At 36.2% G+C, this 12,972-nt stretch carries 7 protein-coding genes and 1 other annotated feature; of the genes, 6 read left to right on the top strand and 1 reads right to left on the bottom strand.

Going from position 1 to position 12,972, the window contains the following annotated elements:
• The first annotated feature begins 43 nt into the window (after positions 1-43).
• The 6 genes from BM305_RS05100 to BM305_RS05075 all read left to right on the top strand — a co-directional run bounded on the left by BM305_RS05100 (position 44) and on the right by BM305_RS05075 (position 10,874).
• Entirely contained in the window at positions 44-1,624 is a 1,581-nt protein-coding gene (locus tag BM305_RS05100; protein ID WP_092559622.1) for a L,D-transpeptidase family protein, read from the top strand.
• A 58-nt stretch (positions 1,625-1,682) separates the two neighbouring features.
• Positions 1,683-1,947, top strand: a binding site (T-box leader).
• A gap of 84 nt (positions 1,948-2,031) precedes the next feature.
• Positions 2,032-4,443, top strand: coding sequence for a leucine--tRNA ligase (gene leuS, locus BM305_RS05095; RefSeq protein WP_092559621.1), 2,412 nt, complete (start codon positions 2,032-2,034; stop codon positions 4,441-4,443).
• A 138-nt stretch (positions 4,444-4,581) separates the two neighbouring features.
• A complete protein-coding gene (locus tag BM305_RS05090) occupies positions 4,582-5,706 on the top strand; it encodes an ABC transporter ATP-binding protein (RefSeq protein ID WP_092559620.1) in 1,125 nt (374 codons plus the stop codon).
• Positions 5,706-7,271, top strand: coding sequence for an ABC transporter permease/substrate-binding protein (locus BM305_RS05085; protein ID WP_092559619.1), 1,566 nt, complete (start codon positions 5,706-5,708; stop codon positions 7,269-7,271). Before BM305_RS05090 ends, BM305_RS05085 begins: the two co-directional genes overlap by 1 nt.
• A 78-nt stretch (positions 7,272-7,349) precedes the next feature.
• Entirely contained in the window at positions 7,350-7,979 is a 630-nt protein-coding gene (locus tag BM305_RS05080; protein WP_092559618.1) for a GntR family transcriptional regulator, read from the top strand.
• Between the two features lie 348 nt (positions 7,980-8,327).
• A complete protein-coding gene (locus tag BM305_RS05075; RefSeq protein WP_242940462.1) occupies positions 8,328-10,874 on the top strand; it encodes an RICIN domain-containing protein in 2,547 nt (848 codons plus the stop codon).
• Positions 10,875-10,928: 54 nt separating this feature from the next.
• On the opposite strand, the gene glmS is transcribed toward BM305_RS05075, so the two are convergent.
• The gene (glmS, locus tag BM305_RS05070; protein ID WP_092559617.1) at positions 10,929-12,749 is read right to left on the bottom strand and encodes a glutamine--fructose-6-phosphate transaminase (isomerizing); all 1,821 of its coding nucleotides are present in this window, start codon (positions 12,747-12,749) and stop codon (positions 10,929-10,931) included.
• Positions 12,750-12,972 lie beyond the last annotated feature (223 nt).

The following is a 12,972-nucleotide window of genomic DNA, read 5'->3' as shown; positions in this document are numbered from 1 at the left end:
CTAAAATAAAGTCATTGAATGAAAGAGAATTAGGAGAAATAGTATGAAAAAAAGACTTTTTAGCATTCGTGCAAAACAGCTTTTTATTCTTTTGTTCTTTATTGGAATTGGGTTGTCGTACGGAAAGATGGATAGAAGCGTGCATGCCGCGGAAAAGTATCCATACTTGATTAAAGTGAATCGAAAAATGAGTACGTTAACTGTTTACGAAAAGGATGAAAAAGGTAAGTATACTGTTCCGGTTAAGGCAATGCTGTGTTCGCCGGGCTGGGACACTCCGTTAGGAACTTATCAGACAAAAGCTAAGTACAGATGGAAATTATTAATGGAAGATGTCTGGGGACAGTATTCTACACGAATAGTAGATGGTATCTTGTTTCATTCGGTGTGGTATTATGAAAGGGATCCAGCAACATTATCCAACAAGCAGTTTAATAAGCTGGGAACAGTTTGTTCACATGGATGTGTCCGGCTATCAGTAGAAGATGCCAAGTGGATCTATGATAATTGTTCTCTGGGGACTACGGTGACAATTTATGACAGCAGTGATCCAGGCCCACTGGGTAAACCACAGGGAATAAAACTAAGTATAAACTACGGAATGGGATATGATCCGACGGATATTTGGTCGGCAGGAAACCCTTATATTACGAAAAAAGCTTCTATTACGGGAGCAAAAAGTCAAAGTGTAAAACTAGGAGCAGCTGTGAATGTGCTAAGTGGTGTAAAAGCATACTCGTCCTTAGGAACAGATATTTCAAGTGAGATAGAAGTTTCTGTTACATATAATGGAAACAATGCGGACGGGGTGGATTCTAAGGTTCCTGGTAAATATAAGGTAATTTATTCTGTTACAGATGGAGTTGGAAAAAGTGCTAAGAAGACAGTAACTTTTACGGTAAAGGGAAGTACTGCAAAGCCAAAATTAACTGGTGTTAAGGATATTTTAGTTGGACCAGATGCAAAAGTAAACCGTACTTTGGTATTAAAAAATGTAAAGGCTTCATGGAATTCAAAGACAATAAGTAAGAAGTCTATTAAGACAAAGATTGCAAAAAGTGAAGATTCCTCTTACTATGATGTAACCTATTCTGTTACGGCGGAAAATGGAAAAACGAAGACAGCATCCTGCAAAGTATTTGTGGATAACGAGGCACCTGTATTTACAGGAGTTGAAAACAGAGAAATTGCATGGGATACTGAGGTTACAGAGGAATTTGCATTGGAAGGAATTGGAGTAACAGATGATTATTCTGAAATGAGTGTAGATGACATTGTAGTAGGGATTGACAAAGTAGATTCTAAAACATATGAAATTACGTATATTGCACAAGATGATTTTCTAAATGAAGTCAGCCAGGTCGTTACGTTTCAAGTGACTAATTTTTTGAGAATTGAAAACGCAAAGGATTTGACGATTTCAAAATATGATGTTGTTTCAGAAACTTATGTGCGGAATCAAGGTATAACTGCATTTGACTATTATACAGATGTTACGTATCGGATGAAAATTCAAATTGAGGAAAGTAAGCCAGGTGTTTATACAATTACATTATCTATAAGTAATGAAAAAGGTCATACAAGAGAAACCACTGTGGTTTATACAAAGAGTGAAGACTATTAAGTTTTTTTACTTGACAAGGTAAGTGCATTTGATATAAAATATTTAACAGTTTATAGTATTAAAAGCAGTGAAGAGGAGTAGTAAGAGAACAGGGTCTTTTAGAGAGTTGCCGTCTGGTGCAAGGCAATAGATTTAGTCTCCCAACTCGCCTTGGAGCTCCCTTGTTGAAGTATTTCCTTGAAAGAGGATACAGATAATGTGTAGATAGGGGCGGGTATTCCCGTTACAGAACAATAAGTGCGTGCAGTTTGACAAAGAAGATTGCACGAATTAGAGTGGTACCACGGAAAATGGTGATGGATAGATGCCCTTTCGTCTCTAAGCAGTATAGAGACGGAGGGGCTTTTTATGTGATGGAAACTTGCTCCAGTACCGCATTTGTATGAAAAAGAATGGAGGAATCAGATATGGCAATACCATATAATCATAAGGAAATTGAAAAAAAATGGCATGAATACTGGAAACAAAATCCTGTTAACGTAGAGGATGAAAAGAAACCTAAATATTATTGTCTGGATATGTTCCCTTATCCATCTGGAAATGGGCTTCATGTGGGGCACTGGAGAGGGTATGTTATCAGTGATGTCTGGAGCCGCTATAAGATGATGAAAGGGCATTATATTATCCATCCAATGGGATGGGATGCCTTTGGATTACCTGCTGAAAATTATGCAATAAAAATGGGTGTGCATCCAGCGATTTCTACTGCTGAAAACGTGGCAAATATTAAGAGGCAGATGGACGAAATTGAGGCGGTTTATGACTGGGATATGGAAGTGAACACAACAGATCCAGATTTCTATAAATGGACACAATGGATTTTTGTCAAAATGTTTAAAGCTGGTTTGGCATATGAAAAGGAAATGCCAATTAACTGGTGTCCTTCCTGTAAAACTGGCCTGGCAAATGAAGAAGTTGTTAATGGTAAATGCGAACGATGTGGTGAAGATGTTACAAAGAAGAATTTAAAACAATGGATGCTTAGGATTACAAAATATGCAGATCGTTTGTTGAGCGATCTGGATAAACTGGATTGGCCAGATAAAGTAAAAAAAATGCAGTCCGACTGGATTGGCAAAAGCTATGGTGCAGAAGTAGATTTTAAAGTGGATGGTACAGATAAGGCTATTACTGTTTATACTACAAGACCAGATACGTTGTATGGAGCAACTTTTATGGTATTAGCACCAGAACATGCTATGGCAAAAGAGTTAGCTAATGATGAGACGAGGAAAGCTGTGGAAGATTATATTTTTAAAGCTTCCATGAAGTCCAATGTGGATCGTCTTCAAGATAAAGAAAAAACAGGAGTATTCACAGGTTCCTATGCCGTGAATCCAATGAATGGCGCAAAGGTGCCGATTTGGCTGTCTGATTACGTTCTGGCTGATTATGGAACGGGAGCGATTATGTGTGTACCAGCACATGATGACAGGGATTTTGAGTTTGCGACAAAATTTAGCATTCCGATTATACAGGTAATTGCGCCAGATGGAAAAGAAAATCCAGATTTAAAGGAAGCGTATACAGAATCTGGTATTGTTATTAATTCAGGTGAATGGAATGGAAAAGATTCGGCAGTATTAAAAAAGGAAGCACCAATTATAATTGAAGAAAAAGGAATCGGAAAGAAGACTACGCAATATAAGCTTCGTGACTGGGTGTTTTCAAGGCAGCGTTATTGGGGCGAGCCAATTCCAATTGTTCATTGTGAGAAATGTGGGGCAGTTCCTGTTCCGGAGGAAGAACTGCCATTATTACTTCCAGAGGTTGAAAGCTATCAGCCTACTGGTACAGGAGAATCACCATTAGCAGACATTACTGATTGGGTAAACACAACTTGTCCTTGTTGTGGAGCGCCTGCAAAGAGAGAAACTAATACGATGCCACAATGGGCAGGCTCATCTTGGTATTTCTTAAGATATGTGGATAGTAAAAATAATAAAGAATTAGTTTCTGCTGAAAAGGCAAAAAAATATCTGCCAGTTGATATGTATATTGGTGGCGTAGAGCATGCAGTATTACACTTATTATATGCAAGATTTTATACCAAATTTTTATATGACATTGGTGTAGTTGACTTTGAAGAGCCATTCCAAAAATTATTTAATCAGGGTATGATTACTGGAAAAAATGGTATTAAAATGAGTAAATCTAAGGGAAATGTAGTTTCACCTGATGATTTGGTACGTGATTATGGATGTGATTCCTTAAGATTATATGAGTTGTTTGTTGGACCACCTGAATTAGATTCGGAATGGGATGACAGAGGTATTGATGGTGTATATCGTTTCTTAAATCGTCTTTGGAATTTAACAATGGACAGCAAAGAGAAAAATGTTTCAGCAACGAAGGATATGGTAAAGCTTCGTCATAAGATGATTTATGACATTACAACTCGTTTGGAATCATTTAGTCTAAATACAGTAATCAGCGGTTTTATGGAATACAATAACAAGCTGATTGACCTAGCGAAGAAAGAAAACGGAATTGATAAAGAAACACTTTCTGCGGTTGTATTGCTGCTGGCACCATTTGCACCTCATTTTGCAGCAGAATTATGGGAACAGTTAGGCAATGAAGGCTCCGTGTTTGACGGTGGCTGGCCAGTATATGATGAAGAGGCAATGAAGGATGATGAAATTGAGATTGCAGTACAAATAAATGGAAAAACAAAAGCTGCCATTTTGATAGGAATTGAAGAAGCAAAGGATGCTGTTATTGCCAAAGCAAAAGAGTCTGTTCAGGATAAATTAACAGGAAATATTGTAAAAGAAATTTACGTTCCTGGAAGAATTGTTAATATTGTAATGAAATAAATATAGGTGAAATAAGAAGAGCTGTTACGTCTTAAATAGACGGCGGCTCTTTTTTCTATATTCCTCCAATTTGACAAACTAACAACTTTACTGTTATAATGAGGTTGTTAGTTTGACTGGTTAAGAAGGAGGATTTGAATGATTGAATTTAAAAATGTAAGAAAAATGTATCGTGATAAGACTATTATAAATGACTTTTCGTTAACGATAAATCAGGGAGAATTAGTAATATTAATTGGACCAAGCGGCTGTGGAAAAACGACTCTATTAAAAATGTTAAATAAACTGGTTGAACCAACTTCAGGAACTATATATGTAAATGGTAAGGATATTGCAAAAGCCAATACGATTCAATTGAGAAGAAATATGGGGTATGTTATTCAGCATACAGGACTATTTCCTCATATGAGTATTAAGGAGAATATTGAATTGATTCCTCGCCTGAAAGGGGAACCAACCGAGAAAATTTTTGAAAAGACAGTAGAATTACTAAAACTTGTGGGACTGAATCCAGATGAATATTTAGAACGTCTGCCCAAAGAACTTAGCGGTGGACAGCAGCAAAGAGTAGGTGTAGCAAGGGCGTTTGCTACAGAATCAGATATTATATTAATGGATGAACCTTTTAGTGCGTTAGATCCTGTTACCCGTAACGGTCTTCAGGAGGAACTATTTCAAATGCAGAAAGAATTAAATAAAACAATTGTTTTTGTAACACATGATATGGAAGAGGCTATTAAGTTGGGAGACAAGATTTGTTTATTAAAAGATGGAGAGATACTACAATTTGATACGCCAGAAGTTATATTGAAAAATCCAGCAAATGAATTCGTAGAAAATTTTATTGGAAAAAAACAAATATGGAATAATCCAGAGTTCCTTAAAGCTCAGGATTTTATGATTGAAGAACCAGTTAAAATTAATCCTAAGCGTAATGTTCTTCAAGCAATTGAAATTATGAAAACAAATCATGTTGACAGCTTAATGATTACGGAAAAATCAGGAGTATTGATTGGACTTGTTACACTGAAAGATTTAAAGCTGAAAGATAGGGGCCTTCTAATTGAAAATGTTATGGAGCCTAATTTAGTTACTGTGTTAGAAGAAGAGGACTTAATCAGTGTGTTAAAAACCATGAATGATAATCATATAGGATATGTACCAGTTGTTAACAGTTCAAAGCAGTTAAAGGGTCTGATTACAAGAAGCAGTATACTATCAGCATTAAGCGACCAACTATTGGAGATGGAGGTGGATTTCTAATGATAAAAGTAGCTGACTTTTTTCAATATATTTTAGAGCGAAAAGAACAAATTTTGAATTTACTTGTTCAACATATTTATCTTAGTGTTTTAGCAGTACTAATCGCAGTACTAATTGGAATACCGATAGGTGTTTTAATTGCAAGGCATATGAAACTATCCAAGCCTATTATTGGATTAGCTAATTTAGTTCAGGCTATTCCAAGTCTGGCATTACTTGGGTTTCTTATTCCCTTTGTTGGAATAGGAAGTAAGCCAGCTATCATAATGGTTGTGCTATATTCTCTTTTGCCAATTATCAAGAATACGTACACAGGATTAATGAATATAGATGGGAACATTATCGAGGCTGCAACTGGAATTGGACTGACCAAAAATCAGATTTTAACGAAAGTACAGCTGCCACTTGCCCTTCCCATGATTATGGCAGGTATTCGCATTTCGGCTGTTACCGCGGTTGGATTAATGACAATTGCTGCTTTTGTTGGTGCAGGTGGTTTGGGATATCTTGTATTTTCAGGTGTGCAAACGGTAGATAATCAGATGATTTTAGCTGGAGCCATTCCAGCATGTATGCTTGCCCTGCTCATCGATTTTTTAATTGGTAAAATTGAAAATGGGATTTCCTTTTCTACCAAAAAATCTAAAAAAAGCGGTATTTTTCAAAGGCGATGGGTGCAAATTGCTTCAATGGGAATTATTCTATGTTTTGGGGCAACAGTATTAGTTATGAATATGAATCATAACAAAGAAAAAACGATTGTAGTTGGAAGTAAAAACTTTACAGAGCAATTGATTGTAGGAAACATGATTTCAGATGTAATCGAATACAACACAGATTTCCATGTAAAAAGGAAATTAAATCTTGGTGGATCACAGGTTGCTTTTAGTGCTTTAACTTCTGGAGAATTGGATGTTTATGTGGAATATACAGGAACCGGATTGGTAAATATATTAAAAGAAGATGCGGTTAGTGATTCCGATCAAGTTTATAATATTGTGCAAAAAGAATTTCATGATAAGTATCAATTAAAATGGCTGGAGCCACTGGGCTTTAATAATACGTATGCTTTAGCAGTAAGACAAGATACAGCAGAAAAATATAATTTGAAAACAATTTCGGATTTAGCTAATGTGAGTAAACAACTGATTATGGGACCTACTATAGAATTTCCTAATCGTTCAGATGGTCTGATTGGACTAAAAGAAGTGTATAATTTAGAATTTAAAAAAGTAGCTCCTGTAGATGGAGGACTTCGATATACAGCTTTAAATAGCGGAGAAAGTGAAGTAATTGATGCTTTTTCTACAGATGGATTATTACGAGAATTTAACTTGTCAGTTTTGGAAGATGACAAGAAATTTTTTCCGCCATATTATGCAGCGCCTTTGATTCGAGAAGATACTTTAGAGGAATATCCAGAACTGGAAAGTGTTATAAACAAATTAGCAGCTGCCTTGGACGATGAAACTATGCGTGAATTAAATTATAAAGTAGATAGTTTGAAGGAGGCTCCTGCTCAGGTGGCAGAAGATTTCTTAAAAGAAAAGGGACTAATCAAATAAATTTATGCAGATAGTATTTTTTAGAAAAGATTTGTGTTATGATATCTTTAATTTTATAATAATGTGCTGGAGGATTTCATGGAACACAAAATTCAGATACCTACTTATGAAAAAATAGCCATTGATTTGGCTAATCGCATTTATAACGGTAGCTTTAAAATTGGAGATAAGCTACATGGCCGTTCTACTTTGGCAAGTGAGTATAAAGTGTCTCCTGAAACAATAAGGAGAGCAGTAAAAATATTAGAGGATGTTCACATTGTGAAATCCAATAGAGGCAGTGGGATAGAGGTTCTGTCTCGGGAGAAGGCTTTTGAGTATATGAACCGTTTCTCCAATTTGGAAAGTGTCAGGGATTTGGAAAAACAAGTTCATAATATCCTTTTAGAGAAGGAAAGGCTGGATTTATACTTACAAGATACATTAAAAAAAATTTTGGATTACTCTGGACGGTTGAGAAACACCAACCCGCTTACACCAATTGAAATTGAGGTTCCAGGTAATTTTATTCACCTTGGAAAGACAATTTCGGAGGTGAAATTTTGGCAGAATACAGGTGGTACCATTATTGGAATTAAGCGAGAGGGTAATTTAATCGTTTCTCCAGGTCCATATGTACTGATTTTGGAAAAAGATATTTTGCTTATTGTAGGTGATGAAAAAATATATCCACAGGTATGTCATTTTCTAAATGTAAATCTATTATAATTTTAATTTAGAAGAGGTATCAATAATAGAAGTTTTAAAATATTTGCAGGAGCCTTTGCCAATCAGGTATTAATTATCTGGGAGCAAAGGCTCTATAATTTTAGGGAAAATTCAAATAAATAAGTGAAATATGTTTTGGTAATTGTTAAAATAGTTTAATTAGTTGCATAATATTTGTGAATAATACATCTTATTTTTTCTTACATATTATGCTATATTTAATATAGCATAAGGATTTATGCTGATTTATCCAAATTATTTTTAGTATGAATTGTTTACTAAAATCTAAAATTGGGGATTACAAAAAAACAGGTTACATGGATTTATTTGAAAGGAGGCAGGGTATAAATGATTGTTTATACCCGAAAAGGTATGAAAAAATTTTTAAAAAAGGTTATAGCAGTGTCACTTATTGGTATGTTTGTCTTTACACTGGTTTTGCAACACAACGAAAATACAATTAAAGCAGCAGCAGGAACAACAAAAAGGGTTTCTGTACATGATCCATCAATTTTTAGAGATCCAAAATCCGGGAAATATTACATATTTGGATCGCATTTAGGTCAGGCTTCTTCAACAAACATTATGGACTGGTCTTATTTAGGAACCCAAGGGTATAGTAATAGAAGTGTCTATGGAAGTTCAACAACAGATTCTTTATTAAGTGCATTGTCAGAATCCTTTACATGGGCAGGCTATAATGATCAGGATAGTTCTGGCGGATATGCGGTATGGGCACCAGACATTATTTGGAATGGAAGTTATAGTTGGAGTGATGGGACTAAAGGCGCATATATGATGTATTATTGTACGTCTTCCACGTACATTCGTTCCTGCATTGGATATGCAGTATCAAAATCAGTAGAGGGGCCATTTAAACATGTTGACACAATTGTATATTCAGGTTTTACATTAAAGGATAATTATATTACAACTTCCTCTTCGTTAGGCAGTAAGACAATAAATACAAAATATACAAATACAAATGTTTCAACATTAATTAGCAAAGGAACATTAAGTGGATATAGGAGTGGATGGTTTAATGCCAATGGTTCTTATAATAATTGCTTATTTCCAAATGCAATTGATCCTAACCTAACATTTGATTCTAGTGGAAGAATGTGGATGTCATATGGTTCCTGGTCAGGGGGAATTTATTTACTTGAGTTAAATCCAGCAACTGGTCAGCCAATTTATCCTGGTTATAACAGTGGTAATACAGATGCCTATTTTGGAACAAGAATAGCAGGAGGCTATTATAAATCAGGTGAAGCGCCATATATTGTATATGATAAAACGGCAGGTTACTATTACCTTTACATAACATACGGAGGACTTGCAAATTCTGGTGGTTATCACATTAGAATGTACCGTTCTACTAATATCTCAGGTCCATATAAGGATGCAGCAGGAAATTCAGCGATTTATTCTTCCACAAGTAATCAGGCAAATTTAGGGGTTAAATTATTTGGAAACTATGATTTTTCCAGTTTAAGCGTGGGATATAAGTCTGGTGGTCATAATTCAGCATTCATTAACACAGATGGAAGTCATTATCTTGTATATCATACTCGATTTAATAATGGCTCAGAGATGCATGAAGTTCGTGTTCATCAACAATTTTTGAATCAAGATGGCTGGCTGGTGACAGCTCCATATGAGTATCTGGGAAGTAAAATTTCGGCATCGGGATACAGTTTATCAGATATGGCAGGTACCTATGAATTTATTGATCATGGTTTAGATGCATCTACTTCAAATGTTGGAATGCTTCCTACTACATCCATTACACTTTCTTCTAATGGAACAATTTCTGGAGCAATCAGCGGAACATGGTCTTATACATCAGGTTCCTACTATGTAACGATGATAATTGGTGGAATAACTTATAAAGGTGTTTTCTTCAAGCAATATAATGAATCAAGCAGCCACAATGAGGTAATGACATTTTCTGTAATTGGTAAGAATAATAAAGCACTTTGGGGATCAAAGACTAAGGATGAGGCTTCAGTTGTGACAGAAGGAACTTATTATATACAAAATGTAAATAGTGGATTATACCTTGATGTTGCAGATGGATCTGCGTCAGACGGAACCAACATTCAACAATGGGAGTATAACGGAAGTGACGCTCAAAAATTTAAAGTAGTTTCCAATGGAAATGGCTACTATCATATACTAACAGGTGCCTCTGGATATACTAGTTGTATAGATATTGAAAACGGTAGTACTAGTAATGGTACAAATGTTTTGCAATGGACTTATCATGGAGGAGATATGCAACAGTATTATATTACTAAACATAATGATGGCTCCTATGCATTTTTGACAAAAGCATCTGGAAGTGCTTCAGCAATTGAAATCTATGACTTTAGCACAGCAAATGGAGGAAACGCAAACCAATGGACTTACTGGGGCGGCAATGCACAGCATTGGAAGTTAATTCCGGCTGGCAGTACTGGAACAAACATGTCATGGAATATGCAGGATTCCGGCTTTAAAGGTTTAGGGACTATTTCATCTAGTGTTACTGTAAATCAATTAGCATTACATGCAACCAGTGCAAAAACGATGCAAGTATATGAAGCTTCTCAAACATTAAATGGAACAACCTATGGATATTGTTTAGCTTTAGGGGGTACAGGAAATACTTCTTATCGTTCAGCTTCCTTTCCTGTAAGTGGTGCTTGTTCCATTGTAGTGACTGGAAAATCATCAGGAACTAGTTCAAGAACCTTATTGGTTGCTGATGCCAATGGAAACCAGCTAGGAACGTTTTCAATGAGTACGTCCTTGTCGGTACAAAAATTTACTTACTCAGGAAATAGCAATACAATTTATTTGTATTCATCAAATAGCGGAATTAATATTTATGATATTGATGTAGTGTATTAAATTGTTTGTATTATGAAAAGGGATGCTGTTCTTAACCAACAGCATCCCTTGCAATTATTCTACAGTAACAGATTTAGCCAGGTTTCTTGGCTGGTCAACATTTAACTCTCGGGCAACTGCTGTATAATAAGCGATATACTGTAATACCACAGCAGCAGCAAAAGGAGTAAACTCTGCTTCCATTGGTGGAAGCATAATATGATGATCGCATAAAGAAGCATCTACCTGGACATCTGCATTTGTAATCAAAATTACTTTCGCACCCCTGGAACGGACTTCTCTTACATTAGAAATAGTTTTTGCATAAACATCTGCCTGAGTGGCTAATGCAATAACAGGAACATTGTCTGTAATCAGTGATATGGTACCATGTTTAAGTTCACCTGCTGCATAAGCTTCAGAATGAATATAAGTAATTTCTTTCAGCTTAATAGAACCTTCACAAGAAAGAGCATAATCTAACCCACGGCCAATAAAAAATAAATCATCAGCACTCTTCAGGCGTTGGCTGATAGCTTCTATTTGTGTATCATAGGATAAAACGTAGGCAACTGTGTCAATGGTATCCTCCAGCAAAGTAATATATTCCTGAGCCTTCTGTTGGGAAATTTTTTCCTTGACAAAAGCAAAACGGAATGCAAAAAGATACAAGGCAGATAATTGAACGGTATAAGCCTTTGTGCTTGCAACTGCAATTTCAGGGCCTGCGTGAGTATAAAGAACAAAATCACTTTCCCGGGCAATGGAGGAACCCTTCACATTTACAATCGATAAGGTCATAGAACCATTTTCTTTCGCTAATCGCAATGCAGCTAATGTATCTGCGGTTTCTCCAGACTGAGAAATGGTAATGACAAGAGTATTCTCATCCAAAATCGGGTTGGCATAACGAAATTCAGAAGCTATTTCAACGGAAACAGGAATCCGCGTAAGCTTTTCAATAAGGATACGGCCGACTAATCCAGCATGCATGGCAGTACCACAGGCTGTAATCACAATGCGCTTTGTATTTCTTAATAGTTCATCAGAAATACCTTCTTCTGAAAAATCGGGAAGCCCATTGACGATCCGAGGTGCAATTGTATTTCTTAAAGCTTCAGGCTGTTCGTGGATTTCTTTCAGCATAAAATATTCGTATCCACCTTTTCTTGCTGCTGCCACATCCCAGTTTACATGAAGCATAGGAGGTGTCACCACTTGATGTTCCATATTTGTTACAATAATTTCGTCCTTGGTGAGACGGGCAATGTGATGCTCTGGTAAAACAAAATAGTCTTTTGAATACTTAATTAGTGCAACCATATCAGATGCAATGATGGAGCCTTCTACCGTAGAAGTGGCAACTAGAGGACTTCCATTTCGGATAGCATAAATAACTTCTGGCTGATCCGCAAACATAATACAAAATGCATACGCTCCCTGCAATTTTTTTATGGCAGATTTTAATGCTTTAACAGGATTGCCAACATAGTAGTCATCAATGACCATTGCTGCAATTTCAGAATCTGTCTGACTAACAGGATATTTTCCCTTCTTTGCCAGTTCTTCCTCTAATTCTTTATAGTTTTCAATAATACCATTATGAATTAAAGTAACCTGGCCAAAAGTATGAGGATGAGAGTTTGTGTCAGAAACGCCACCATGGGTTGCCCATCTGGTGTGTCCGATTCCACAGGTTGCCTCTTCGGTATCAGCTGCCTTAACTTTTTCGCATAAACAGGCAACCTTACCTTCTGATTTAATCGTAAGGATTTTGTTTTCCCCAAAAAAAGAAATGCCGGCACTGTCATAGCCGCGGTATTCTAATTCCTTTAATCCTTCTGTTAAAACTTCTTTTGCATCAAGGATGCCAGTAAAACCAATAATTCCACACATACTTATTCTCCTTTTTCAAGCATTTACTGGTTATGTTACTCTTGTTGGCTAGTTACCCAGATTTTTAGCAACATATTACACGTCCAGAAAACGCGAGGAAGCATCCGCCGAATTTTCGATACTCTTCCTACCTCGTTAACCTTTTTCACAATATGAAAAGGTGCATGGCGCTAGTTTTATTGCCACTTAGAAATGACAAAGACACTTCTGTCAGCTGTTTTTA

The organism is Anaeromicropila populeti (genome assembly GCF_900112775.1).
GTDB classification, from domain to species: Bacteria; Bacillota; Clostridia; order Lachnospirales; family Lachnospiraceae; genus Anaeromicropila_A; species Anaeromicropila_A populeti.
This window is presented reverse-complemented; position numbering and strand designations above follow the sequence as displayed.

Bases quoted from the DNA above. Each gene is read 5' to 3' on its own strand.
- BM305_RS05090 (WP_092559620.1), top strand. From the start codon at position 4,582: ATGATTGAATTTAAAAATGTAAGAAAAATGTATCGTGATAAGACTATT.
- leuS (WP_092559621.1), top strand. From the start codon at position 2,032: ATGGCAATACCATATAATCATAAGGAAATTGAAAAAAAATGGCATGAA.
- glmS (WP_092559617.1), bottom strand. From the start codon at position 12,749: ATGTGTGGAATTATTGGTTTTACTGGCATCCTTGATGCAAAAGAAGTT.
- BM305_RS05100 (WP_092559622.1), top strand. From the start codon at position 44: ATGAAAAAAAGACTTTTTAGCATTCGTGCAAAACAGCTTTTTATTCTT.
- BM305_RS05085 (WP_092559619.1), top strand. From the start codon at position 5,706: ATGATAAAAGTAGCTGACTTTTTTCAATATATTTTAGAGCGAAAAGAA.
- BM305_RS05080 (WP_092559618.1), top strand. From the start codon at position 7,350: ATGGAACACAAAATTCAGATACCTACTTATGAAAAAATAGCCATTGAT.
- BM305_RS05075 (WP_242940462.1), top strand. From the start codon at position 8,328: ATGATTGTTTATACCCGAAAAGGTATGAAAAAATTTTTAAAAAAGGTT.